The organism is Halostagnicola kamekurae, assembly GCF_900116205.1.
Taxonomy (GTDB): Archaea; Halobacteriota; Halobacteria; order Halobacteriales; family Natrialbaceae; genus Halostagnicola; species Halostagnicola kamekurae.
This window is the reverse complement of the sequence record NZ_FOZS01000001.1, coordinates 1179925-1205911: the sequence shown is the minus strand read 5'-3', so window position 1 is coordinate 1205911 and position 25987 is coordinate 1179925. Positions and strand designations below refer to the sequence as shown.

The window sequence follows — 25987 nt, the reverse complement described above, 5'->3', positions numbered from 1 at the left end:
TTCCGTCCATGAACACAACAAAAGAACACGCCTGGTCGAGACTCAAACCCGCGAGGGCTTTGCTCTTACCGTTCAGTCTGACGCGCCATATATCACGGTCGGGGAGGGGGCAGAGGACGTGGTTGTTGAGTGGCCGACCGCCCGCGAAGGCGCGCTCGATAGTTTCCTTGGCGACTCTGAGTCGCGAACGGTTATTAACAGCGAGGGGGTGAACGCGGGCGATCCCTCGTCAACAGGCCAGTGGAACGGCCAAAGCGAGCTTGCGTACCAAGCGGGGGTGGCTATTCATGACACGGAAAACGAGGAGTTATACCGTAGACTTCCGCAGGGATGGGCGGACGATTGGCTCCAACTCAGCGGGACGTTCAAGTAGCTGATTTTTCCGAGTTTGCAGTGAAGGCGTAGCCGGCGAGAATCGCAGTGACTATGCTCCGGCCTTCAACGCCGAAGATCGTATTATTTTGGAAGAGTTGTAGAATGATCACGGTACTTAATAATCCAAGCATCACTGGCAACAACTGTGCCCACCTCAAAGCTGCTACAAACAACCCCACATACGCGAGAGCACCGCCAACGCCAAGCATCGCAAAAACCCTGAAGAAAGAGTTATCAAATGAGACGTTCCTCCACCCTGACGGAAAGGATTCCCGCAGTTTCGCAGTTGCATTGCCTGGCCCATACTCGAATAGTGGCTTTGATTGAATTAATTCGATAGCATGCGACCAGATTATTGCCCGGCTGTCGAAGTCAACCAGCCCGGGTGGTACGATCGATGGGAGGGCCCCTAGCAACATCAGGAGGTTGATAATCGCCTCCGCAAATGCGCAAGGGTTGCTGTACTACCCCCGAAAAGTAATAGGCATCCGCCTTGTGAATTTACCTAACTGTGCCTATATACAGGTATTTTTAATATAACTGTTAGTGATGTACAGACACCGAAGAATATTTTACAATATTACTCGGAGATGGATATAACAGTGCTAACTTAGAATGCCGAGTGAAGATAGCTTTTCAAAGATCGTAAAAGAAAGCGGAATAACATTTGCTGGTAGCATAGTTGGTCGGACTCTTGGCTTTCTATATATTGCAGTAGTAACACGTCTGGTGTCCCCAGGAGTGTACGGCACGTTCACACTTGCACTTTCTATTGTTATGTTACTCCGTGGTATATCAGATTTGAGTATACATCGCGCAATTGATTACTTTCTCCCCCAATATCTTCAAAACGGGAAGGAACAAAAAGCGGATAATACTCTAAGGATAGGAATCTTACTAACACTATCTACTACAGGGGCAACCGCGATTTTAGTTGTTGTTACTTCCTTTCAGTTCAGCCATATATTTGATGATCCAATGCTTTCTACAGTCCTACCGTTCCTTGCAATCGTCATTCCGTTAGCAACTTTATTGAAATTCCTTGAATCAATCTTTAAAGGGATGAGGATACTTAAACATAGATCATATATTAAGGATTTTATAAAACCCATTACTCGGCTTTCAATAACCACTTTCCTCCTTTTATTAGGTGCCGGGATTTATGGCTTAATCATTGGTCACATTGCGGGATTAGCCGTTGCGATCACCTTCGGGAGTTTCCTGTTTATCCGAGATTCCAATTGGTTCGGGTCAGGATCATTTAGAGGAGGACAAATCCGGCCGATTCTTTCGTATACTTTTCCACTAGTCTTTGCTGGGGTTATCTATGCCGTTGTTGGATATGTGGATTATTTTTTTATCGGGTATTTTCTGACCTCCTCTGAAGTCGCATATTATCAAGTAGTTTTTACTTTAGCAGCAAACACATTAATTATCCTGAAATCAGTAGCACCAGTGTTCAAACCGACTGTTGCAGGCTTACAAAATGACATGATTGAACTTTCGGTAGTATTTAAGAATTCAACCCGATGGGTGACAATGTTCACACTTCCTATCATCGCAACACTAGCCGTGGCACCAGACTTGTATATATCTACGTTATTCTCTGCTGAGTATGCTGTAGCAAGTGGCGCATTTCTCGCTCTTCTTATTGGATATTTATTCACAGTTTCTTTCGGCCTAGAGGGAATGATGCTTGAGGGCCTAGGCCATACACGCCTAACTCTATTCAACACAATTATATTAATTGTAATTAACGGAATTCTTAACTATGTTTTCATTCCAAAATTTGGTATTCTTGGTGCAGGTATGGCTACTGCCACCGGACTATCAATAACTGGGGCAGCAGGAATGATAGAAATCTACCTACTATATCGAATTCACCCATACTCTGTTGATTGGGTAAAGGTCACTGTTGGTATTGTACCTGCCACTCTTGTTGGCGCATATATGAGTTCATTTAATACCAATGATATTCTATTGTTTGTCATAGTTCCGTCAGCTATAACGCTATGCTATTTTCTAATATTGGTTTTAATAAACGGGTTTACCAAAGATGATTTAAAAATGGCAGAAAGAGCTGACAAGAGGCTAAACACGGGTATTATTAAGAGATTAGTTTCATTTGGATCATAATTATATATGGCTGGTAGTGGCACCTATTCCATATATCCTAGATCGGTCAATCGAGATGCGACCCGACCAGTTTCCTCCCGCTTCCATTCGGGAGAGACATACGATTCTGAATCTGAAGTTGAGAGCTGAAGCGTTTGAGCCAGCTGCGTGCGCAGGCTAGACTGCTCCACCAGAAGGGGTGAAAGCGGTCAATCCGCATTGAGACGGTCTGAAACCACTTTTCGACGTGGTTTCGGTCGCTGTAGTTGAGCTGCCGCTCAATTCGTGGCGCGCGAGGGCAGTCAGATAGCCGCCAGCATCGACGAGAAACTCTGTCTCATCGATTTCGTGTTTCTCGGTGAGACGGTGCAAAAATGCCGCCGCGGGTCAGTCCCGCGGCGGCTGAACACGCCGATTTCAAGCAGTAACTTCGATTCTGTATCGATTGCGGCGTACAACCACTTTTTCTCGCCGTCTACCTCGATCTGTTTCTCATCAACCGCGACCCGTGACGGCTGCGCCGTCGGCGGGTCGCTCTGGGCCTCCGACAGTTTGTGCGTTCAGTTCCAGATTGCGCCGTGAGATCGGTCAATACCCAGTAATTCGAGGATTGAGACGACCTCTCGAACCGACAATCCCATCGAATGCAGTTGCACCCCGAACGCCCTGACGGGTGTCGGGGTGTGCTCATTCTCCAAACCTCATCACAATCCACGTCTAAGGCCTCTCTGAGCAGGTTGGCGAGTTGCATTGAACACTTCTCGCTACCACCTGCTCATTCCTCAAACTCTCATCTAGACAGTGCCCAAATAGAAACTATTAATTTAATAGACATCAATGAATGTTATGGGAATCTGTATCAATGTCTAAGGACATAGACAACATCTCCATAGGTTTTATATTAGTAGGAGATGAAACAACCGCAAGCACCCGCCATAGAATCTTAGAACCAACTAAATACTTTGGAGACAAATTTGAAATAGAATTTCTCTCATTTAGGGCCCACCGTTCTGATTTCCTTGGCCGGTCCTTATCCAATATTATATTTTCAATTAAAATGGTGCTGTTTTCATTCAATAAAGACATCATATATGTGCAGAAAATACCACTGCCAGGGTATCTAGTTAAAACGCTTAGTCTAGTTTGTGGAGAAATAGTGTTTGATTTCGATGATGCATTATATACCTCTCCTGAGTGGGAAGACGACCGGCCAAGCCGACGTTCACGATTAAAGCAATCCATAGATGCGTCAAGCATCGTGATAACAGGAAATCCAAATCTCTCTAATTTCGCACGTCAATATAACGACCACGTATATACAATTCCGACATCAGTACCAAAGGAAGAACAAGTTGCAGTTCAAAATAGTTCCACTCAAGTCACAATTGGATGGATTGGTGGCCCAGGAAACTTACGGTATTTGGAGTTAATAAAGGAGCCATTGGAATCTATTTTGGAGGATTTTGATTGTGAATTGAAAATCGTTACTGGGGAAGAGCCACCAGTTACCCCACTAAAGAATCACCAGAAGGTTAGATACGCCACTTGGTCATTGCAGGATGAACAGGAGTTGATTAAGAGTTTTGATATAATGATCCGCCCTATGCCGGATACCGAATGGATAAACGGAAAGGGTGGGTATACTTCTGTGATTAGGTGTATGTCTCTGGGTGTGCCAGTGGTTGCTTCACCAATTGAACCCTTAAGCGAGATCACCAGTCCTGGTAAGTCAATTCTTTTCTCTGAAACTCCTAACGAGTGGTACGATGCTTTAGAGCGCTTAATCTGCGATGACGATTTCCGAAAGCAATCAGGACTAAAAGCTAGACATGAGGTAGACACTCAAGGACTTTGGACAGAAGATTACGCCCGTGAAATACAGGAGATATTGGAATGTTTGCACACACAATGACTGATAAGAAGTGCCTTTATATCTCCTACACTGGTTTGACCGAACCATTAGGGAAGTCTCAGATCCTCGGATATCTTGAACAGATAGATACGGATTTGGATATACACATTCTATCTTTTGAAAAAAGTCCAGAGAGAACAGATTTACAGAAAGTTGAGTCGAGGATTCAAGACCAGAACATCGAATGGCATCATATAGAGAGATGTAGGGGACCAACACTATTGTCTACGTTTATGGATATTTTCGTTGGGTTTCTTTTGTCATTGTATATCTATGCTAAAAATGGATTTGATCTCGTCCATGCTCGGAGTTATATTCCAATGATGATTTCTCTTCCGTTAGCAGTATTCAGTACGACGAATATTATATTTGATATACGAGGCTTTTGGATAGATGAACGAGTTGATAGGAATTCCATAGACCCAGATGGCAGATTATACACGTATTTGAAAAGGATTGAACACCTGCTTTTTCAGCAAGCAGATGTAGTTATAGCACTAACTAAGGCAAGCAGAGATATTATCACACAGAAGTATTCTGTCAAGCCAGATAATATATATATAATCCCAACTTGTGTAGATACAGAAAAATTTGAAATGTCTGATAATTCTCCAGATGGGCCATTTCTGCTCGGATATGTTGGTACTGTGAATGAGTGGCATCATTTTGATGAAGTGCTTGACTGTTATCACCTTCTTTCAGAGCAAGTTGATGAGTCTTGTTTTAAAATTTATAATAAAGGAGATAGAAATAAAATCCAACGGGAGATTGAAAAATATCCCAAGAATATGGATAATATTGAAATCAAGTCTGTTTCGCACTCGGAGATGCCAAAAAAGTATTCCGAATTAGATGCCGGCATATTCTTTTATAAAGACACATATTCGAAAAAAGCTACTTGTCCGACTAAGATGGGGGAATTTCTATCTACTGGAACACCTTGTATTGGAAATAGCGGAGTCGGTGATGTTGAAGATATCCTAGAGCAAAATCAGGTCGGGGTTGCAATCTCTGAATTTTCTGAGAAGGAAAAAAGAGAGGCAATTACAGAACTCCTTGAAATCATTGATGATCCCTATAGTAATCAAAGATGCCGGAATGTGGCCATCAATCAGCTCTCTTTAGAATCTGGTTCGAATATACTTCAGGATATCTATACCCAGCACCACACAAAGTCGGTTAGTTAGAACGTCTGCTTACTGATGGTGTGTTCAAGACCAAGTAAGAAGACAGTGAAATCCACGAAGACCAGTTCTTTAACTTTCTCGTCAACACGCTCAGCGGTGAAATTGGTATTGACCTCAACGCTAATGCGGAAATCGTACGTGTTTAGAGTTGAGCTATCGCTTATCCGAGCAAGCGATAGTGACGACAACAATGCGAGACGCACCGTGAGACTGCTGTACGTCGTGGTGAGCCTGTTGTTGCAGAACGCGTGGCGGTATCTCCACTACGAATACGCAGCGACGGCTCACCAAGACAGGCATCGCCTCTGGTGGTGGCCGTACAAGGAATTCGTCAATATAGTTCGACGGGTTGTGGGGTCAGCCCAACGTACCGCGAGGGCCGCCCCGCGAACCGGCCACCCGACGACCGGTTCCACTGGTAATCACAATCCGAGGACGCCACTTCGTGAGTGGCTACGCTGTCGCGTCGGCGGCTGACCGCCAGCGACAGCTTCCGCTTCGATTAGTGTTGCTTAACCGTTACCGACGACTCATCACAACAGAACAGATAACTCAGGCCGGGCTAACCAACGATGCTTTGTGAGGTACTGATACTAAGCTATAATTTTTCCTCGAGGAGTTCTTCTAGTTGGTCTGCTACACTTGATTCCGAGCAATGCTGGAGAATGTACTCTCGTGCGCGTAAGCCAATAGTTGAACGTTTGTTTGGGTTTTTGAGAAGATCCGATACTGTAGATGAAATCCCTTTGGCGCTGGGTTCACCAATACACACACCACCGTTACTGTCCATAACTAACTGCTTTAATCCACCAACATCAGTAACGACAATTGGAATTCCACAGGACATTGCTTCTAACGCGGCAAGCGGATAATCCGCAGGTCCCATAGTCGTACGAAATGGAGCCACAAAAATATGACTTTCTGCTAAGAACTTCGGGACATCATCTACTATTCCATTTACGTCTATATCTGGATTTTCTTCAATTCGTTTAGCTAACTCACTTCCTGACTCTTTAGATCGGACCTCCAAGCCTAGTCGTAGCTGACAGTCAAATTCTTCTTGAATATCCACAAACGCGTCCACAAGGAGGTCAAGTCCCTTCTGCTCATTAAGGCTACCCAGATACGAGATCGTCGGAACTTCCGCCTTTCCTAATTCTGGGACTGGAGTATATATATCTGTATTAATAGCTGGTAGTATCGTCTGTATATTATCCTGATTCGTTAGATTACGTAACGAATCACTCACTATAGGTGAGATTCCGACTAGTTCATCTGCACCTGACAGATAGCGTCGTATAAACCATGGGTGGTTAAGATAATCATATATGGATTCCCCAGATATTTGATCAACTGGACAATATTGAACGTGTATAACTGGACAGTCTGTTAAAATATTTGCCGCTGTTCCGACGAGGCCCCATAGCGGGAATCCAGCATGGACAGTAAGCACATTAAGTTTGTTCTGCTGTCGGAGTTTAGCTACTGTTCGAGTTGCATAGGCGCTGAATGATGCAAAATACCCTGGTGTCCCGTGATCAAATCGAGGAGAATATTCGTAGACTGTTGCCCAATCTATATTTGCGGTCGGGTTTGGCGCAGTATCGCGGGGGGTAGTTGTTATGATTATTATGTCGTGCCCTCGTTCCGCAAGCGCTTGTGAGACCGTGATCACGTTGTTCACATTCCCGCCCATATATGCACCCCCTTTTTGCAGTCCAATTTCAGTAGCGATGAATCCGATTTTCATTCTTTACGAGCGAGAACGAATGGAGACACACAGATATTTGACATAATCGGGTTGCCAGATATTTCCTCAGTCATTCGTGATGCGGGAACCGTTATTTTTGGTAATATTTTCACTGGTAAAAACCGGTCGCCAATGCAGGCTTCAATATTGTATCCCATGCTTTTGAGTGTTCGCTTTACTTCGAATATATTAAACCATTTCGTATACACTCCCTTTCCGACATTTCGGTTCTGGTTGTTTACGTACATCCCAATCGGGAATCGGTTGCTTAGGATATTTGGGTAATTTGCGAGGAACTTCCCGCCAGGCTTTAAAACACGCTTCACGTCCGCAACTACGTCCCAATGACCTGGAATATGATTGAGTGCATTAACGGTCACACAATGATCTATTGAGGAAGGTTCGAATGGTAATTCCGAGGCAGTTCCATGGACAAACTCTGCCTCTGGAGTCCGTTGCCGGTTCTCCTCTAGCATCTCCCGAGCGATATCGATAACGATTACTTTTGCGTCTTGAGCGGCTAATACGTGAGTGAATCTTCCCGTTCCTGCTGCAATCTCTAAAACTGTATCTCCACTAATGTCTCCTAACTGTTCTAATATGATTGAAACTTGTCGATTGTGAATATATTCCCCTGCAATCGACTCAAACCGTTCGTCATAGGTACTTGCCTCCTCCTCATAGAAATCAGCAACGTCCTTTTGTGAATTATTGTAATCGGTCATATCTGGTCTCAACTCAAATATTTGTCGGTACTTGACCTTATGTCTTCAGTTATTGTATTACTACCGTTTCTCACTCCTTTGAGAATGTCTACTTGTTGTTCAGAGTCGCTATAGAACTGCTACTCAATCTTGGTAGTAATATCTTCTAATACTTGTGTCGTTTCTTCGACCGTATTCTGCCAACGAAATTCATTGAGGACTACTCGGCGACTATCTAAGCTAATTCCCTCGTCCCAATCAAGGACGTCTCTTAGTGCGGTCGTATATCCAAAAATATCCGCTATTGGAACCGTTTTTCCGGCCTTTTGAACGACAGGTGCAATGTGCTTTAGATGACTTGACACAACCGGTAGACCTGACGCCATCGCCTCCAGTATCGTCCGCGGCAATCCTTCGGCACGGCTTGGCAATATTAATGCGTCTCCTGCCCGGTAAATCTCCGGCATCTCCTCGTAGGAGACCTGTCCAATGAACTTTACTTGGTCGCTAGCCATTTCCTCTAGTTCAGAGCGCATCGGCCCATCTCCAACCATGTATAGCTTCACGTCATCAGGTAGCCGTGACACCGCCTGCACCACGTCCAGTGGCCGTTTTCCCTCAACCAACCTGCCCACAAACAGCACTACTGACCCGTCGTGATCAATCCGGCTACTGACTTCTCCTTCTGGTGTAAACCGCTCCGTGTCCACGCCGTTCGCCACCACCTCAATACATGAGTCAACTCCGAACTCGCGGACGCGATTACAGTCCTCGTCGGTGTAACAGAAGATAACATCCGCTTGATTGAATGTCCACTGGCCCACAGATCGCAGGTACAAATCGAGCGTCCACTCGGGGGCATTCTGGCTGTAAAGTCCATGATTTGTGATCGCCAAGGGGATCTCACCGAGACGACGTTTCAGCGCGGCGAGATTCGTCGAGAAATACAAATGCGAGTGCGCATGGATGACGTCGAACTCATTCGCCTGCCGAAGGAACCGCGCCACACCGGTCGAGATATCGTTTCCCAGTAGATTAACGGTCGGCGACCGGCGGACGACCCTATACCCGTCGCGTCGCTCCTCTCGCGGGAGATCATCGTTATCGCTCACGGTGAGAATGGTCACGTCGTGACCCATCGCGGCCTGATCGCGACTCATCGCGTGGACGTGGTACGCCCCGCCGCCGTTCACGTCGGGGTAGACCTTTTGTGCGACTCGGAGGATCCGCATCGTGCGTTCGGTTCTCGAGTCACCGGTTATGTTATTCGGTTCGAAACGATGCTCGAACGCCACCGCTCGACGCGCCCAGACGGACGTCGGCTCGAGTCAAACGAAGCATCGACCCGGGGCGCGCGGTGAGCGATGCCGACGGAGCCACGGTGGCATACGAACGGGTCACCAGTCCGCTCGAGGACGAGCGACGAGGCCGCGTGGGACGAAGACACCAATTGACACGCGGCCTCGAGTGACGAGCGAAAAGGCGACTCGTCTGCCACCTTTGCACCCACAAAGCGGGCTTTGCGGGCGCAAACCCCCGCTATCCGGCCGCAAAATTCTCCGCGGTGATTTATCGGTCGCGATTCGTGACTGACCTGTAGCTATGAATCAACGACAGCGGCGGATCGTCCGCGAGGAACTGCTGCGAAGTATCGTGTGGATCGGGCTCGGACTCGTCGGGTGGCCGATCGTGATTTCGGAGGTGGCGTGGTTGGACGCGACCGCGCTGACGGTCTTCGGACTGCCCGTACTCACGTGGGCGCTATTGACGACGGTCTTGATCGGGATTCGAACTGCGACGTCCAGCGAGTTACAGGTGCGGACATCGACTGGGGTGTGGATAAGCCTGGGCCTCGGAATCGCCCTCGGCGGCGTCGGCGCGGTGTACCTCGTCACGGCGGGCGGCTATCCCGTCCTCTGGGTGACGGCCGCGTACGTCGTCACGACGGTGGGTGTCGTCCTCTGGTACTGGTACAGGCGTGTGCCCGACCGGGTCTCTGAAATGGCCGTCTAGTCCCGAATCGCCCCTGCTGTCTGACGAACAACGCCTGCGCTCGACCGGCGGTGTGGCAGTCTCGCTGTCCACCGTCCGAACCCTATGCGAAACCGATAATTTGTCACCGATGCTCGAGCAACGTATGACGCTTCCGCCGTGGATCGCAGAGAAAGTAGAACGGGACAGGACGGTGAACACGAAACTCACTCACCGCCACGTCGTCGAGACGATGTACGACGCCGAGCGTCCGTTCTTCTCGCTCCAACAGATCCAGCGACGTATCAAGCCGGACGTCTCGAAGGTCACCGTCCGTAACCGGTTGGACGACCTAGAAGAGCAGGGTGTCGTCGCGACGGAGGCGTATTCGGACTCACTGACGCTGTACTATATCAACCATCCGGAGTCGGAGTGGCCGCTGTCACCGGAAGGAGAGCAAGCATTAAAACGAGAGTCAACCGGGACCCAGAACCCGCTCTTCGAGTTCCTAAAGCGCCCGCAGGTCCGCCTGATCCTGCGCGAAGAACTCCTGCGGAGCATCGCGTGGGCCGCGTTCGGGCTGGTCGGCTGGGCACTACTCGTCACCTCCTCCGAGCAGTTGCCCGCAAACGTCTGGACGGTTCTCGGACTGCCCGTCCTCACGTGGGGGTCGCTCACGGCCGGACTGATCGGCATTCGACTCGCTACTGACAGCGACATGCAGATTCGAACCAGGGGTGGACTCCATCTCGTTACGCTCGGCGGCGTCGTCGGAGGCGGGTTCTGGGTCGCGTTTTTGATTTTCGTTCTGGACTGGTCGCCGGTTTTCACTGCCGGGCTCTACGGCGTCGTCACAGCCACGTATCTCGTGTACTACGCTCGAGTGGTGCTCCCGCGATTCGACGCAGAAGCCGACGGGTGATCGCATTGTGACCCGCCGAGGACAGACCCCACTCCCGAACGTCTCTCGTTCGCTCAGAACCGTGTAAGCTGACCCGATCGCCCGCCGAACGGTTAGAGTGCGAACGAACGGAGACGATCCCTCGAGACGAAACGACAACGAATTCGACACCCGGGATCGACAGGGACGACTACCCGTTTCCGATCGCTGTCGTTCGCTCTCGAGTCGCCGGTTCCGGATCGGCGCTCCCGACCAGCTCGCCGACCTCGCGGGTGGACGGCTGTCGGGTAGCGTCTTTCTCGAGAACGAAGTCGTCGACGACGAGCAGGTCGAGTCCCATCCCGTAGAAGTCCTTGATCGCCTCGATCGGTTTGTCGACGATCGGCTCGCCGTTGTCGTTGAAGGAGGTGTTCAGCAGGACGGGAACGCCGGTGCGCTCGCCGAACGCCTCGATCAGCCGGTAGTAGCGCTCGTGTTGGTCCTCGCGAACCGTCTGGGGGCGGGTGGAGTCGTCGGCGGGGTGGACGACCGCCTCGAGCTCGCTCGCTTTCTCGGGGTCGACGTCGTAGGCCTCGATCATGAACGGCGACGGGCGACCGTCGATCAGGTACTCCTCGGCGACGTCCTCGAGCATCGACGGCGCGAACGGACGCCACCCCTCGCGGTGCTTGACGAACCGGTTGACCCGGTCGCGCGAGTCGGCCGTGCGCGGGTCCGCCAGGATGCTGCGAGAGCCGAGCGCCCGCGGGCCGAGTTCGGACCGGCCCTGGAACCAGCCGACGAGCGCGCCGTCGGCGAGGCGGTCGGCGACGTACTGCTCGACGTTCGCGGGCTCCGCGTAGCTGAGTTTCGACGTGTCGAGGGTCTCCTCGATAGTCTCCTTCTCGTAGGACGAACCGAAGTACACCGTCGACAGGTCGTCGACGGTCTCGGGCGGCCGCCCGACCCAGCCCGCACCTAGCGCCAGCCCCGCATCGTTGGCGACCGGCTGGACGAAGAGGTCGCCGACGCAGGCCGCCTCTCGAACGCGCTTGTTGAGTTTGCAGTTGAGCACGACGCCGCCGGCGAGCGCGACGTTGTGCGAGCCGACGGTGTCGGTGTGGGCCTCGACGATGTCGAGGACGATTTCCTCGAGCAGCTTCTGGGCGGTGTGGGCGAAGTCTTTCTCCCACTGATCGAACTCGTCGGTATCTGCTTTGGGCGGACGGCCGAATACCTCCGAGAGCAACTCGAGGCCGTGGCCGGTTCCCCAGCGCTTGGTGAGTTCGGTGACGTCGTAGGACGTTCCCACGTCGATCAGGTTCCGCAGCCGTCGTTCGATCTCCGGGTTTTCCTCGCCGTAGGGGGCCAGGCCCATGACCTTCCCCTCGCCGTTGAACATCCGGTAGCCGAGGTACTCGGTGACGATCGCAAAGAACAGTCCGAGGCTGTTGGGGTGCTCGTAGGTTTTGACCCGCTCGAGGCCGTGTCGATCGCCCCGCCAGACGACGGTCGAGTCGTACTCGCCTTTCGCGTCGATCGTGAGGACGAGCGCGTCGTCGAATCCGGAGGGGTGAAACGCGCTGGCGGCGTGACAGCGGTGGTGTGAGAGGCGCTCGATCGGCGGCACCAAAGAGCCGATCGACTCGAGGCGGGACTCGACCTGTCGCGTCGGAAAGAACTGGCTCTGGATCTCCGTCACGAGCGTCTGCTCGAGCGCGGAGAGCTTTCGCGGGAGGGTCGGCGCGCGGACGGCGTCGCTGAGGTAGTGCGAACGGATACGCGAGCGGAGGCTGGGGTCGTACGGGAGGAGGATCTCGTCGACGTCGCCGAGCTCGAGGTCTCGATAGTCGAGACAGGCGTTGATCGCGTTCGTCGGGAACGTGTCGGGGGCGTGTTTCTCGCGGGTGAGTCGCTCCTCCTCGATGCCGAAGACGGGCGTTCCGTCGTCGAAGAGGACGGCACTGGGGTCGTGCTGTCCGTACAGACCAATTGCAGGTTTGAACGCTAGCGTGTAGCCGTTCATGATCACACGGAATCTATCTATCACCGATAATATGGACGTGTTAAACGATCGGTGAGGCGTCCTCGAGGTCGAAATCGGCCGAGCCGAACGGTCGGGATCGCTGTCCGGGTCGAAACGGGACGTTTGGGGGAGACCTAATCGCCACGCGAGTCGACAGCTGCGAGGACGCCACGATCAGGACCGGAGACCCTTCCCAGAGTGATTTCCATCGGCGGTTCCGCTCGGAAACTGAGATCCGTTCGCGAGCTGAAATCGTCTTATCGGCCGCATAGTGAACCACCCAGGGAAGAAACCGTCGAACGAATGTACGAAACGATGTCGTCACCGATCGCACTCGAGTCTCCCGCGGGGTGGCCCGTTGGTCCCTCGAGTCCGAGCACGACTCGCAGAGACGGACCGACGAGCGCCGAATCGGCGCGTGCGCTTTCGCCGCGAGTGAGGGGGGACGCACCAAACGCTCTGGCAATCGCGAGCCGATAAGGAGGTAGAAGATGTCTTCCAGCGGTCGCCAGACGAATTCGCGGACTCGCTCGATGCAAAGTGGCGTCCAGATACTGCTGGTTGTCGCTGGCGTCGCCCTGTTAGTCGCAGGGGTCGCGCTCACGGCCAGCGGCGTCTCGATCGACGACGCGGTCGAGACCGCCGCCGACCGGCTCGGTGATTCCCAGCCGACCGACGAGGGAACGGACGGCGGCGGGGGTGACGACGGCGGCGCGGTCGAACCGCAGCCCGAAGACGGCTCGGACAGTTCCGAGAGCGACGCCGACGGCGGGGGTGGTGACGGCGGAAACGAGGACGAAACCGACGGCGACTCCGAAACGGGTGACCAGTCGGGCGACGACTCCGATGGCCAGGACGGGGGTGGGGACTCGAGCGGCGATAACGACTCGAGCGGAGACGACGGTTCGAACGGCGGTGACGGCGGCGATTCGGACGAATCGTACACGCTCACCACGGATATCGAGTCCGAGGACGGCGACGAACTGACAGACGCCACGGTCACGGTCGAGTCGGCGTCCGGCGGAAGCGGCAAAACGACGACCGGTGCCGACGGATCGGCGGTCTTCGCCGTCGATGACGGCGGCGAGTACACGGTGACGGCGAACGCGGACGACTACGAGGAGGCGACCACCGATGTCGAGATCGACGGCGACGACGAAGAAGTCACCCTCGAACTCTCAGCGACCGGTGACGACGAGAACGATGATGGAAACCAGAACGACGACGGGGGCCAGAGCGACGACTCGAGCGGTGGGCCCTACACGCTGACGACCGTCGTCGAGGACGGGGACGGAGAGGCGCTCGAAAACGCGTCGGTCGAAGTCGAGGACGCCGACGGCGGCATCTTCAGTTCCTTCGACACGGACCAGCAGAACGTCGACGACGACGGCGAAGCCGAGTTCGAACGCGAGAACGGCGAGTACACGGTGACGGCGAACGCGGACGGCTACGAGGAGGCGACCACCGACGTCGAGATCGACGGCGGCGACGAGGAAATCACCCTCGAACTCGAAGAAGAGAACTGACTGGACGCCAGACTCGGTGACGCCTTCTATTACTGATATTCGGCCGGTGACGTATCTATCTCGGCTCGGAGATGTCCTTTCTGGCCGCGAAACGGTGCTCGAGTCGAACACACTTCGAGACGAGAGTCAGCTCACGTTCGCGGACTCGAACGCGTAGTACCCGATAGCGACCGAGAGGACGATCCACGCGGACAGAACGACGGGCATGAACGTCGGCTGGACGAAAAACGGCGCGTCTGCGGGTGGACTGGTGACTGGCCCGTTCGGTTCGGCGACGGCGGTGGCACCGTAAAGGAGCGCTTCGGGCGGCACTAGAAGCGAGACGAACTGGTAGAGGAGGGGGGATTCGCCGAGCCCGAGGACGTCGGCGTGTACTGTGCGGACGAGAGCGCCGGGCGACGCGAGGAACGTGCCGACGTTGAGGACGAAGTAGAGGCCGAATCCGGCGGCCGCCGCGCGGGCTTTGCTCGCGACGGCGGCGGAGATACCGATCGCGAGCGCGACGTAGACGACGGCATAAAGCGTCAACAGCCCGAGCATGACGAAAAACGGGACGATCGGGACGAGCGGATAGAACAGCGCGAGCAAGATGGTGACCCCGAGCGCCGCGCTCGCGAGACCGAGGCCGATCACGAGACACCGACTGAGAAATTTGCCGACGACGATATCGCGGCGCGTGTTCGGCAGGCCGAGCATGAACTTCAGACTCCCCGTCTCGCGTTCGCCCGCGATAGCGAGGTAGGCCGCGACGAACGCGACGATCGGAACCAGGAACGAACCGAGCATGAGGACGCCGTTCAGAACGCTCACGACGCCCGCCCGAGCGCTCTCGAAATACGGGATCTGGCTGGTCTGGAAGTACACGAACAAGCCGGAGAATCCGGTCAAAATCGTAACGACGAGCCACATCATCTTCGACCGGCGGACGTCGAGGAAGTCCTTCCGGGCGACTTCGACGACGCTCATGCCGTCACCTCGGCCGGGGAGGGGGCCTCTTCGTCGGGGGCGTCGGCGTCGCCCGTATACCTGTTGAACAGCTCCTCTAGGGACGGCTCCTCGGAGACGATATCAGTTATCGTCGCCCGATCGTCGACGTACCTGACGACTCGCGGCTTGACGGTCGTCGCTCGACAGTCGACGTGAATCTCGGATCCATCGACCTGAACGTTCGTGACGCCGTCTAGGGTCTCGAGGCCGAGCTCGTCCGGCACCGATCGAACCGCCAGGGTGATCCGCGACGAACTCGTGATCTCGTCGCGCAGCGTCTCGATCTCGTCGACGGCGACCAGCCGCCCGTCGTTCATGATCCCGACGCGGTCACAGACCGCCTCGACCTCCGGCAACACGTGACTCGAGAAGAACACGGTCGTCCCGGTGGCGGCTTCCTCCCGGATGATCGCCCGCATCTCTTGCATTCCCGTCGGATCAAGGCCCGACGATGGTTCGTCGAGAACGAGGAGATCCGGATCGCCGACCAGGGCCATTCCGAACGCGAGGCGTTGGCGCATCCCCTTCGAGAATCCGCCGACGCGGCGATCCGCCACGTCGCCGATGCCGACCCGCTCGAGAATCTCGTCGGGATCGTCGTCTGCGCGTTTGGTTCGGGCGACCCAATCGACATGCTCGCGGGCACTCAGCCGGTCATACAGACTGTATCCTTCCGGAAGGACGCCGATTCGATGCCGGGTCTGTGCGAACTCGCTTCCCTGTACGTCCTGCCCGAGGACGCTAACACTGCCGGCGGTCGGGTCGACGAACCCGAGGAGGACGTTGATCGTCGTCGATTTCCCGGCACCGTTCGGCCCGAGGAACCCGAAAATCTCGCCCGATTCGATCCGCAGGTCGAGGTCGTCGACCGCGAGGACGTCACCGGGGAACTCCTTGCTGAGGCCATCGATTTCGATAGGGACCATACCGACACACGTTTTGTATCCAACAAATTCTTTGCGGAACGCTATTAGAAGCTCGATCGCGATGCACTGGTCGACGGAGGACCTGCGGTAGCGTTTCGATGTGATCTCGCAGACGGACGGCTTCGGTCCGACGAGTGAGTGTCTAGATCGACGACGGTCGGACCGGCGACGACGGCTGGACGACGATCACGACTGAACCGACGACTACAGTTGAACCGATGAGTACGGCTGGACGACGACTACGGCAGCGTCGACGAGCGACTCTATCCGCTCGAGTCGATCGGCAAAAAAGCGGTTACTCGACCGTGACGCTCTTGGCGAGGTTGCGCGGCTTGTCGATCGGTCGCTCGAGGAGCTTTGCAGCGTGGTAGGAGACGAGTTGCAACTGGACGTTGGCGAGCAGGCCTGCCCAGACGGGATGGGTATCCGGAACCGAGAGGTGGGTGTCTGCCGCGTCGGCCAGCGAGTGATCGTCGGGGCCGACCGCGACGATCGGCGCGCCGCGCGAGCGGGCTTCGATCGCGTTCGTCTTCGTCTTCTCGTCGCCCCTGCCGGAATAGACGGCGAAGATCGGCGTCTCGTCGGTCACGAGCGCGAGCGGCCCGTGTTTGAGTTGGCCCGACGCGAACCCTTCGGCGTGTTCGTAGGTGATCTCCTTGAACTTCAGCGCGCCCTCGAGCGCGACCGAGTGGCCGAGGCCGTGCCCGATGAAGAAGTACGATTGGCTGTCGAGTCGTTCCCGGGCGATGGCCTCGGCCTGGCTCGATTCGAGCACCTCTTCGACGTGCTCGGGGAGGTCCCGAAGCGACTCGAGGAGTTTCGCTTTGTCGGCCGCCGGCTCGCCGCCGGGGACGTCGCTCGCGATCTGCTGGGTGAGCAACGCGAGCGTGACCGCCTGCGAGGAGTACGTCTTTGTCGCCGCGACGCCGACCTCCGGGCCGGCGCGAATGTAGACCGCGTCGTCGGCGGTTCGAGCAGCGGTCGAGCCGACGACGTTGGTCACCGCGAGCGAGCGGGCCCCTCGGCTGGTCGCTTCGCGGACGGCCTCGAGGGTGTCCGCGGTTTCCCCGCTCTGGGTGACGGCGACGACGAGCGTGTTCTCGTCGACCGGTCCGGTCGTCGATTCGTACTCGCTCGCTCGAAGCACTTCGGTTCGGACGCCGGCCGACCGGAGCAACTGGCCGCCGTACATCGCGGCGTGATAGGACGTTCCGCAGGCGACGAACTGGACGGCGTCGACGTCGCTGAACGTCCCCTCCGTCAGGTTCTCGAAAGTGACCTCGCCGTCGTTCGCTCTGCCCTCGATCGTATTCGACAGGGAGGATGGCTGGTTGTAGATCTCCTTTAGCATGTAGTGGTCGAACTCGCCTTTCCCCGCGTCCTCCGGGTCCCAGTCGACGGTGTCGCTCGAGCGTTCGACGGGCGTCCCCTCGAGGTCGGTGATCCGATAGGAGTCCGGCTCGAGCACGACGAGGTCGCCTTCCTCCAGGTAGATCACCTCGTCGGTGTAATCGAGGAAGGCCGGGACGTCGCTGGCGAGGAACCACTCGTCGTCGTCGAGGCCGAGCACGAGCGGCGACCCCTTTCGGGCGGCGTAGACCGCCTCCTCCCCGTCGACGATGGCGGCGATCGCGTAACTCCCCTCGAGCGTCGAAACGGCCTTTCGGACGGCCGTTTCGGTGTCCCCGGTTTCTCGTCGATACTCGTCGATCAGGTGCGGGATGACTTCCGTGTCGGTGTCGCTTTCGAACTCGTGGCCCTTCGATCGGAGGTCGGCTTTGAGTTCGTCGTAGTTGTCGATCACGCCGTTGTGGACGACGGCGACGTCACCGACGGTATCGGTGTGGGGGTGTGCGTTCTCGTCGGTCGGCGGCCCGTGGGTGCTCCAGCGGGTGTGACCGATGCCCATGTTCCCGTTCGGACGCGCCTCGAGCTGGGACTTGAGCTCGGATACCTCGCCCGAGCACTTGTGTACCTTGACGCCGGAGCCGTTCTGGACGGCGATGCCGGCGGAATCGTACCCGCGGTACTCGAGGTTCTCGAGACCTGTGAGCAACGTTTCGGCGGCGTTTCCCCGGCCGATCCGGGCGATGATCCCGCACATCAACGAGACACCCCCTCGACCGACGGCGACCCGGCCGTCCCTCGGAGCGGCCCTCGGGTCGGGAGCGCCACTGACCGGCAGTCGGAGACGCCCCCGCTGGTGAGGGGGGCCCTGACCGTTCGGTTCGACGACGTCGCTTCGAATAGACTGGTAGTTCGTATCATGGTTGTCTCGTACCCGTTTACGGCGTCCGCAGCGGGACGGCTCAGGTATCTACTTGGATCTCTCTCCGTTCGGGCATTACTATACCGCGGATAAGTCGCCACCTATCGTTTGTATAAGCTAGCATCCATCCAGTATATCTCATTAAAATAACAAATAGTTGCTGTTTTGTCCGGAAAATAGCAACTATTGTTGAGTTTCTGTTGGAGTTTGCGTCAGACGATGTTCTATCGGTAGAAAATAGTTGCACTGTACCGATATGGCACTCAAGGAGGCCTCTCGACGGCCTTATCAACCGAATAAGCCGATGCGACGGTCGATCGAGAAAGGATGGCAAAACGAGTGTCCAAGCGCTCGAGCGATCAGGCGACGGGGTTGCCGACGTTGTCCGAGTCGGATTGATTGGGATCGTTCGCGTCCGCCTCGGCCAACGTGATGACGTTCTCTCGGCCGAGCGAGGTCTTCTCGATCGTGCCGTTGTCGTGCATCTTCGAGAGCGTGCGGCTGACTTTCGATTTCGACCAGCCGGTCTCGTCGGCGATCTCGTGTTGTCGGATGCGGCCGTGATTCTCGACGAGCAATCGGACGACTTGCCCCTCGTCGCTCAAGAGTTCGGGCGGTGTCTCGGCGGAGACAACGCTTTCGTAGGCTGGTGCCGCCGCGGCTTGCGGTTCATCTTCTGGTGGCGGATCGCGTCGGTCGTCTTCGGACGAGCGCTGGGTCGGAACCGAAACCTCCCGATCGGAGATGGCGTCTGTCACCCGAACCCCGACGAGTGCGGCGATCAGGACGAACAGGACCGCGATCAGGACCGACTCCAACACGGAGATCGACCGGACGAGCTGGATCAGTGGCATATCTCCGACGGACGGGACGGTAATTTCGACGACGCGGGCTGTCGACCCGTCCGGAACGGCGAGGTGAGATCCCGAATCCAGGACGGTATCGGCAGCCTCGAGTCGAGTCAGTACGGCGTGAGCAACGCTGTTATCGGGCTGTAAGCTGGACACCATAGTTTCGCCATGTGCTGATCGTGCGGAGCCGAACGTGTTGTCCCGGCATCACGCTGATCATACTATGTAGCGGGCCTATAGCACCTTCATTATGAGTTTACACAGCTTCGTTTAACAGGCTGCTAACGCGAGAGCCGACGAAAATCGCAGAATGAGGGGGATAATGGCGTTTCGCCCCCTCTCTTGTCGGATCTCGAAACGGGTGAGCGCGAGACAACTGTTTATCTGCGGTATAGTAAACCGATCAAGCCTGCTTGTCGAGTCTGACGCCGGTTCCACGAACGCGGGACCACGAGCGTGGTTCCGTCGCACGATCGCGTGCGCTGGACCTGCAACGAGAGAGCATTCATGACTCCTACAATTAGCGATACCGAGGAACGAACTGGCGAGCAAGAGACCGACGGACCGGTCAACCCCGGCCAGGACAGCGCGTCGCTCGAGCACGTTCGGGAGACGGCAGCGGACAAACCGACCGTCTGCGTGGTCGGACTTGGCTACGTCGGACTCCCGCTCGCGGTGGGATTCGCCGAGTCCGACTACCGCGTGATCGGTTTCGACGTTGACGACTCGACCGTCGAAACCCTGCGGAATGGCACCGACACGACCGGTGACCTGAGCGACGAGGCGGTCCAGAACGACGAGCTCACCTACACCAGCGATTCGACGGCGGTGAGTCAGGCGGAGTACGTGATCATCGCGGTTCCGACGCCGGTTCGAGACGACGACCGACCGGACCTCAGCTTCGTCGAGAGCGCGGCGACCACCGTCGGCTCGAAGATCGATACGGGAACGACGGTCATCCTCGAGTCGACCGTCTACCCCGGCACGACCCGCGAGGTACTCGTCCCGGCGATCGAACGCGCCTCCGGGATGACCGCGGGCGAGGACTTCTCGGTCGGCTACTCGCCGGAGCGAGCGACGCCCGGCGACGCCGAACACGGGCTCGAGGACGTCGTCAAAGTCGTCAGCGGACAGGACGAGGAGGTCCTCGAGGACGTGGCGACGCTGTACGAGTCGATCGTCGACGCCGGAGTGCACCGCGCGCCGTCGATCGAAGTCGCCGAGGCGTCGAAAGTCGTCGAGAACTCCCAGCGGGATCTCAACATCGCGTTCGTCAACGAGCTCTCGATCGCGTTCGAACACATGGACGTCGACACGCAGGCGGTGCTCGACGCCGCGAGCACGAAGTGGAACTTCCACGGCTACCGACCGGGACTGGTCGGCGGCCACTGCATCCCGGTCGATCCGTACTTCTTCACGTACCGATCGGCCCAGGAAGGGTTCGATCCCGAACTGATGGAGACGAGTCGGAAGGTAAACGAGTCGGTGCCCGACCACGTTGCCGATCTGACGATCAAAGCGCTCAACGACTGCCAGAAGGCGCTCAGCACGAGTCGCGTGCTCGTCCTCGGACTGGCGTACAAACCCGGCGTCGGGGACATTCGGAGCTCGAAAGTCGCCGACGTCATCGAGTCGCTCGAGGAGTACGACATCGATATCGAGGGGTACGACCCGTTCGCGGACAACGACACCGCTCGAGAAGCCTTCGGGATCGACGTTCAGGAGTCGCTGTCGTTCGAGGATTTCGACGCGATTTTGCTCGCGACGCCACACGCGGAGTTCGAACGCATCGACCTCGCCGCCGTCGCCGACGAGGTCGCCGACGATCCGGCTCTCGTCGACGTGATGGGCGCACTCGAGAGAGACGACGCGACGGCTGCGGGCTTCGAGTATCGGAAGCTATGACCGATTCGGGGGATACAGCCGTCGTCGAGGGAATCGACCGGGGGGAGCCGCGGGTCCGGAGTACCGGCTCGGTGCGACCGACGGCCTCGCGTTGTGCGTCGGCCGCTCGAGCGGGTCCCGTCCCCACTGAGAGCCAAGCGGTCACCAACGAGGGAGACCACGAGTGAAAGTCATCGTCACGATCCAGCACCCGGGTCACGTCCACTTCTTTCGCAACGCCGTCGCAGAACTCGACTCGCGCGGGCACGACGTCTTCGTGTTCGCACGCGAGAGCGAGGTCGCGACCGACCTGCTCGAGGCCTACGGGATCGAGTACGAACTGCTGGCGGGCGAATCCGACTCGATGCTCTCGCTGGCGACCGTCCAGGCGACCTACGAGGCGCGGTTGCTCCATCGGGCGCGCCGGATCGAACCCGACGTGATCACCGCCATCGGCGGCGTCGCGGCGGCTCACGTGGCGACGCTCCTGCGGACGAACAGTCTGGTGTTTTACGACACGGAACACGCGACGCTCATCCAGCGGCTGGGGTACCCGTTCGCCGACGTCATCTGCACCCCCGAGTGCTACCGCGGGGAGATCGGCGACAAGCAGGTCACCTACCCCGGCTACCACGAGCTCGCGTACCTCCACCCCGACCGGTTCGACCCCGATCCGTCGGTTCTCGATGCCGTCGGGCTGGAGCGCGAGGAGACCTTCGCCGTCGTCCGTCTGAGCAGCTGGGACGCCTCCCACGACGTCGGACAGGGCGGATTCGCAGACCCGCGAGCGGTCGTCTCCCGCCTCGAGGACGCCGGTGCGACCGTGTTGCTCACGGCGGAAGGCGACCCGCCGCCGGATCTCGAAGCCTACGAGTTCACCGCCCCGCCGGAGCGGATGCACGATCTGCTCGCGTTCGCCGACCTGGTCGTCGGCGAGGGCGCGACGACCGCGGCCGAAGCCGCCGTGCTCGGGACCCCCTCGGTGTACGTCAACTCCCAGTCGCTCGGCTACACGAGCGAGCTCGAGGACGAGTACGGCCTCCTGTTCGCGTTCGACGGCGACGATCGCCACGCTCGCTCCCTCGAGAAGGCAGTCTCGATTCTCGAATCGACGACGCCGGAGACCGACAGGTGGGAGCGACGGCGCGAACGGCTGCTCGAGGAACGCATCGACGTGACGTCTCTGATCGTCCAGCAAATCGAATCGGCGGCGCGCGCGACCGACGCCGACCGGTCCGCCGTCGCCACGAACCTCGGATAGCAATGAAGGTACTACAGTTGGTTACGTCCCCGCGACCGTTTTTCGAACAGCAGGTGTCGGTCCTCGAGGATCGCGGCGTCGAGTGTACGGTGCTCGGCGTCCCGGGCGAGTACGACGGCGACGCGGGCCGAACGCCCCTCGAGTACGCACGATACTACCCGCGGATCCTCTCGCGGGTCCGAGCGACCGACTTCGATCTGGTCCACGCGAACTACGGCCTCACCGCCCCGTTCGCGCTCGCACAGCCGCTCCGGCCGGTCGTGCTCACCCTGTGGGGAACCGACCTGATGGGCGATCACGACTGGCTCCGAGCGATCAGTCGGCTCGGCGCCCGCCGATCCGACGCCGTGATCGCCCCAAGTCGGGCGATGGCCAGGCGACTCGAGGCGGACCACGAACTGATCCCCTTTGGCGTCGACACCGACCTGTTCAGACCGGTATCGCAGATTCGAGCGCGCGAGCGGGTCGGCTGGGAGACCGACCGCCCGATCGCGCTCTTTCCCTACGACGAGGACCGCTCGGTCAAGGACGTCTCCCGCGCTCGCGAGCTCGTCGAGCAGACGAACACAGACCTGGAGTTGCGGACGGTACACGGCGTCGACCACGACAGAATACCAGATTACATGAACGCAAGCGACGTTCTTCTCGTCACCTCGAAACGCGAGAGCGGACCGATGGTCGTCAAAGAGGCCGCCGCGTGTAACCTGCCGGTCGTCTCGACCGCGGTCGGGTTCGTCCCCGAAACCGTCGGTGACGTGTCGAACTGCGTCGTCAGCGATCGCGACGAAACACTGATCGCCGGTCTCGAGACCATCGCCGAGGAGCGTCCGCGTTCGGACGGCCGCGAGGCGATCGACGGCCTCAGCCTCGAGTCGATGGGCGAGTCGATCGCCTCTCTCTACCGGGCCGTTCTCGAGACGGACGGATCGGCGCGGGCGAGCGGAGGTGTCGCGCGTGGGTCTTAGGTCGCTCTCGGAACACCGGCCGTTTCGACTCGATACGATCGCTGCGATCGCCGGCCTCCTGATCGCGCTGGCGCTTTTACCCCTACAGCTGCTCGTTTCCGAAGTCTACCTCGAGACGGTGCCGATAATGCTCGCGCTCGCCTGCGGGTTGTATCTCGTCTCGCTGTACCAACAGACCGGCGCGGACGCCCTGCCGGCGCTGCCCTCGAGCGTCGCGATGAGCCTGCCGTCGATCGTCCTCGTCGGGCTCTCGGCCATGGTGGTACTGCCGGTTATGCAGGGCGAGCGAACTATCCCCTTCTTCGCGCTCTCGGCGGTCGTCGGGACGCTCGTTCTCGTCCAGATCCTCTGTACCGCCGATCGGGACTTCAATCGGGGCGTCGTGCTCTTACAGATCGTGTTGTTCGCGCTCGTCTTTCGCTTTACCGCCCTGTACGTGACGCCCGGGTACATCGGAATCGACATCTGGACGCACATGGAGTTCATCGAACAGATCCGCGACGCGGAGATGCTCGGCGCGATCTCCCACGACAAGCACTACGGCTCACCGTTTTACCACCTGCTGGTCGTCGCGAGTTCGTTCATCTACGACGTCCCGCTTCGCGGGGCGCTGTATCTCTCCGTGGGACTCGTCATGCCGCTCTCGGTGGTGCTCGTCTACGCGACGGCGAACCTGCTCGTCTCCGCGCGGTGGGCGACGCTCGCGACGGCGCTCTTTGCGTTCGCCAACTACGTCTCGATGTGGGGAATGCAACTCATCCCGACCAGTCTCGGGCTGTTGTTCTTCCTCGGCATGCTGTACGCGCTGATCAGGGTGATGCGCGTCGAGTACACCGGCCGGGACTTCTCGCTTCTGATCCTCTTTAGCATCGCGATCATCCTCACCCACCAGGTGTCGACGTTCATCATGCTGGTCTTGCTGCTGGCCGCGTTCGCCGCGCAGCTCATCTTCGTGATCGGTCCCGTCGGACTGACGCGACTCGATACCAGCGTGTTCCGCGCGAAGAAACCGGTCAACCTGATCGGACTCGTCGTCTTCAACTTCGGGCTGACGATCTTCATCTGGTCGCTGACGCCCTACGGCGAGAACTCGTTCCTCGGGACGGTGTTGCAGTTCTTCACCGAAACCCTCGAGGAAAGCGCCGGCTTCCTGAACATCGCGGGCGGCTCGACCGGCGGGGCTGCAAGCGGGGCCGAGGCCGCGCCGACGCTACTCGAGCAGGTGCTGCCGTACATCGAAAACCTCGGCTTTCTGCTCTTGCTCTGTGTGACGTTCGCCGGGTGTCTGTACGTCGTCCACAGGCGGCGGGCAGAGCAGTCGGTCTTCACGCTGTTGATCGGTGCAGCGGTCATGCTCGTGTTCATACTCGTCCTGCCGATGTTCGGGATCCGGAACTTCATCCCGACCAGGTGGTTCGCGTTCCTGTTCGCGCCGATGGCGATCCTCGGCGCGATCGGAGTCCGATCGCTCAACCGAAACCTGTCGCCGCGGATCGTCGTCAGCGTCCTGCTGGTGCTCGCGCTTATCTATCCGGGCGCGATGATCGTCGCCGTCGAGAGCAACGCCGAGAATCCGATCTTCTCGGACCAGCACGAACGTCTCGCCTACGACGAGTCGGAACTGACCGCGGTCGAATCGATCGGCGAGCTGACCGGCTCGCCCGACGGGAGCGAAATCCGGCCGGATCAGCAGTTGTACACGGATCACCCCTACCAGACGGTGTTCAGTCGAACCGGGGCGTATCCGTCGACGGAGCCGGCGACGATACACCAGAACGGGTCCGTCCAGCACCGGTACACCGTCTATCGAACGGCCCAATCGACCGACGCGACGTACTTCGTAGACGAGAACGGTCGCCAGCAACTGGCCTCCGTCTCCGAACAGCAGCTCTGTCGACCCGGACAGGCGGTCATGTACACTAACGGCGACGTCTCGCTGTGTACCCCGTCGCCCGTGACGAACTCTGCCTGAGCCACCGAACGCTCGAGTGAGCCGATCTGAGTTCGATCCGGTTCGACCGCTCGGTTGTCTCGGTCCCATCGGCGAGACGCTCCACTCGAGCCTCGCTATCTCTCCTCACGAGCCGACCACGAGACGCTCGAGCGGACGATGGTGAATTAGCGCCACAGTGGTTGGCTGAGCGGCTGATAAATCGAACGAGTAAAAGAAGGACTCGCGATGGCGAGGCGCTCAGTTACTGTCTGATCGGCTCAAACTCGCGAGTACTCCACGATCGCTGCACCACGGTATCGATCGTGTACCGGTCTCGAGCAGCCTCGAGCCGCTACCGGACGACCCGCTGTCTCTCGACTCACGGAGATTCCAGAGCGCTGAGAATCCTTCGAACTACAGCCGCTACAGGACGACAGTCCGATCGTCAGACAGCGCCGTCCGCCG

General features: G+C 57.3%; 20 protein-coding genes and 2 pseudogenes. 12 read left to right on the top strand and 10 right to left on the bottom strand.

Annotated features, from left to right (window positions below; all coding sequences use genetic code 11):
* Nucleotides 1-365: 365 nt before the first annotated feature.
* The gene (locus BM348_RS06085; RefSeq protein WP_092902942.1) at nucleotides 366-794 is read right to left on the bottom strand and encodes a hypothetical protein; all 429 of its coding nucleotides are present in this window, start codon (nucleotides 792-794) and stop codon (nucleotides 366-368) included.
* A gap of 196 nt (nucleotides 795-990) precedes the next feature.
* On the opposite strand from BM348_RS06085, the gene BM348_RS06080 reads away from it, so the two are divergent.
* Nucleotides 991-2511, top strand: a complete 1521-nt coding sequence (locus BM348_RS06080) for a flippase (protein ID WP_092902940.1) — start codon at nucleotides 991-993, stop codon at nucleotides 2509-2511.
* A 46-nt stretch (nucleotides 2512-2557) separates the two neighbouring features.
* On the opposite strand, the pseudogene BM348_RS06075 reads toward BM348_RS06080, so the two are convergent.
* Nucleotides 2558-3241 (bottom strand): annotated as a pseudogene (locus BM348_RS06075) (IS6 family transposase).
* A gap of 111 nt (nucleotides 3242-3352) precedes the next feature.
* Between BM348_RS06075 and BM348_RS06070 the strand changes: the two are divergent.
* From BM348_RS06070 to BM348_RS06060, 3 genes and pseudogenes are all read left to right on the top strand, one after another.
* Entirely contained in the window at nucleotides 3353-4402 is a 1050-nt protein-coding gene (locus tag BM348_RS06070; protein ID WP_175507116.1) for a glycosyltransferase, read from the top strand.
* The gene (locus tag BM348_RS06065; protein ID WP_092902936.1) at nucleotides 4384-5589 is read left to right on the top strand and encodes a glycosyltransferase; all 1206 of its coding nucleotides are present in this window, start codon (nucleotides 4384-4386) and stop codon (nucleotides 5587-5589) included. The genes BM348_RS06070 and BM348_RS06065 overlap by 19 nt, the downstream gene beginning before the upstream one ends.
* 142 nt (nucleotides 5590-5731) lie before the next feature.
* Nucleotides 5732-6011, top strand: a pseudogene (locus tag BM348_RS06060) (ISH3 family transposase); the annotation flags it as partial.
* Nucleotides 6012-6187: 176 nt separating this feature from the next.
* Here BM348_RS06060 and BM348_RS06055 read toward each other — a convergent pair.
* From BM348_RS06055 to BM348_RS06045, 3 genes are all read right to left on the bottom strand, one after another.
* Nucleotides 6188-7339 (bottom strand): glycosyltransferase family 4 protein, encoded by a 1152-nt coding sequence (locus tag BM348_RS06055; protein ID WP_092902934.1) that lies wholly within the window; start codon nucleotides 7337-7339, stop codon nucleotides 6188-6190.
* A complete protein-coding gene (locus BM348_RS06050) occupies nucleotides 7336-8064 on the bottom strand; it encodes a class I SAM-dependent methyltransferase (RefSeq protein WP_092902932.1) in 729 nt (242 codons plus the stop codon). Before BM348_RS06050 ends, BM348_RS06055 begins: the two co-directional genes overlap by 4 nt.
* Nucleotides 8065-8183: 119 nt before the next feature.
* Nucleotides 8184-9275 (bottom strand): glycosyltransferase family 4 protein, encoded by a 1092-nt coding sequence (locus BM348_RS06045; RefSeq protein ID WP_092902930.1) that lies wholly within the window; start codon nucleotides 9273-9275, stop codon nucleotides 8184-8186.
* 370 nt (nucleotides 9276-9645) lie between these two features.
* Between BM348_RS06045 and BM348_RS06040 the strand changes: the two genes are divergently transcribed.
* Together BM348_RS06040 and BM348_RS06035 are read left to right on the top strand one after the other, a co-directional pair.
* The gene (locus BM348_RS06040) at nucleotides 9646-10056 is read left to right on the top strand and encodes a hypothetical protein (RefSeq protein WP_092902928.1); all 411 of its coding nucleotides are present in this window, start codon (nucleotides 9646-9648) and stop codon (nucleotides 10054-10056) included.
* A gap of 124 nt (nucleotides 10057-10180) precedes the next feature.
* Nucleotides 10181-10936 (top strand): hypothetical protein, encoded by a 756-nt coding sequence (locus BM348_RS06035; RefSeq protein ID WP_092903651.1) that lies wholly within the window; start codon nucleotides 10181-10183, stop codon nucleotides 10934-10936.
* Between the two features lie 169 nt (nucleotides 10937-11105).
* On the opposite strand, the gene BM348_RS06030 is transcribed toward BM348_RS06035, so the two are convergent.
* A complete protein-coding gene (locus tag BM348_RS06030) occupies nucleotides 11106-12920 on the bottom strand; it encodes a carbamoyltransferase family protein (RefSeq protein ID WP_092902926.1) in 1815 nt (604 codons plus the stop codon).
* 491 nt (nucleotides 12921-13411) lie between these two features.
* Here BM348_RS06030 and BM348_RS06020 point away from each other — a divergent pair, with 491 nt between their 5' ends.
* Complete coding sequence (locus BM348_RS06020; RefSeq protein ID WP_092902922.1) at nucleotides 13412-14446, top strand: carboxypeptidase regulatory-like domain-containing protein; 1035 nt, start codon at nucleotides 13412-13414, stop codon at nucleotides 14444-14446.
* A gap of 126 nt (nucleotides 14447-14572) precedes the next feature.
* Here BM348_RS06020 and BM348_RS06015 read toward each other — a convergent pair whose 3' ends face one another.
* From BM348_RS06015 to BM348_RS06000, 4 genes are all read right to left on the bottom strand, one after another.
* A complete protein-coding gene (locus BM348_RS06015) occupies nucleotides 14573-15412 on the bottom strand; it encodes an ABC transporter permease (RefSeq protein WP_092902920.1) in 840 nt (279 codons plus the stop codon).
* Nucleotides 15409-16359 (bottom strand): ABC transporter ATP-binding protein, encoded by a 951-nt coding sequence (locus tag BM348_RS06010; protein WP_092902918.1) that lies wholly within the window; start codon nucleotides 16357-16359, stop codon nucleotides 15409-15411. The genes BM348_RS06015 and BM348_RS06010 overlap by 4 nt, the downstream gene beginning before the upstream one ends.
* Nucleotides 16360-16654: 295 nt before the next feature.
* Nucleotides 16655-18463, bottom strand: a complete 1809-nt coding sequence (gene glmS / locus BM348_RS06005; protein ID WP_092902916.1) for a glutamine--fructose-6-phosphate transaminase (isomerizing) — start codon at nucleotides 18461-18463, stop codon at nucleotides 16655-16657.
* Between the two features lie 524 nt (nucleotides 18464-18987).
* On the bottom strand, nucleotides 18988-19635 hold the full coding sequence (locus BM348_RS06000; protein WP_245779398.1) for a helix-turn-helix transcriptional regulator: 648 nt from the start codon (nucleotides 19633-19635) through the stop codon (nucleotides 18988-18990).
* Between the two features lie 351 nt (nucleotides 19636-19986).
* Here BM348_RS06000 and BM348_RS05995 point away from each other — a divergent pair, with 351 nt between their 5' ends.
* The 5 genes from BM348_RS05995 to BM348_RS05980 are packed head-to-tail and all read left to right on the top strand — an operon-like array spanning nucleotide 19987 to nucleotide 25561.
* Nucleotides 19987-21384, top strand: a complete 1398-nt coding sequence (locus BM348_RS05995) for a nucleotide sugar dehydrogenase (protein ID WP_092902912.1) — start codon at nucleotides 19987-19989, stop codon at nucleotides 21382-21384.
* Nucleotides 21381-21551, top strand: coding sequence for a hypothetical protein (locus tag BM348_RS21180; RefSeq protein WP_175507115.1), 171 nt, complete (start codon nucleotides 21381-21383; stop codon nucleotides 21549-21551). The genes BM348_RS05995 and BM348_RS21180 overlap by 4 nt, the downstream gene beginning before the upstream one ends.
* The gene (locus BM348_RS05990) at nucleotides 21548-22624 is read left to right on the top strand and encodes a DUF354 domain-containing protein (RefSeq protein ID WP_092902910.1); all 1077 of its coding nucleotides are present in this window, start codon (nucleotides 21548-21550) and stop codon (nucleotides 22622-22624) included. Before BM348_RS21180 ends, BM348_RS05990 begins: the two co-directional genes overlap by 4 nt.
* A 2-nt stretch (nucleotides 22625-22626) precedes the next feature.
* The gene (locus tag BM348_RS05985; RefSeq protein ID WP_092902908.1) at nucleotides 22627-23589 is read left to right on the top strand and encodes a glycosyltransferase family 4 protein; all 963 of its coding nucleotides are present in this window, start codon (nucleotides 22627-22629) and stop codon (nucleotides 23587-23589) included.
* Nucleotides 23579-25561, top strand: a complete 1983-nt coding sequence (locus BM348_RS05980; protein WP_092903649.1) for a DUF2206 domain-containing protein — start codon at nucleotides 23579-23581, stop codon at nucleotides 25559-25561. Before BM348_RS05985 ends, BM348_RS05980 begins: the two co-directional genes overlap by 11 nt.
* Nucleotides 25562-25987 lie beyond the last annotated feature (426 nt).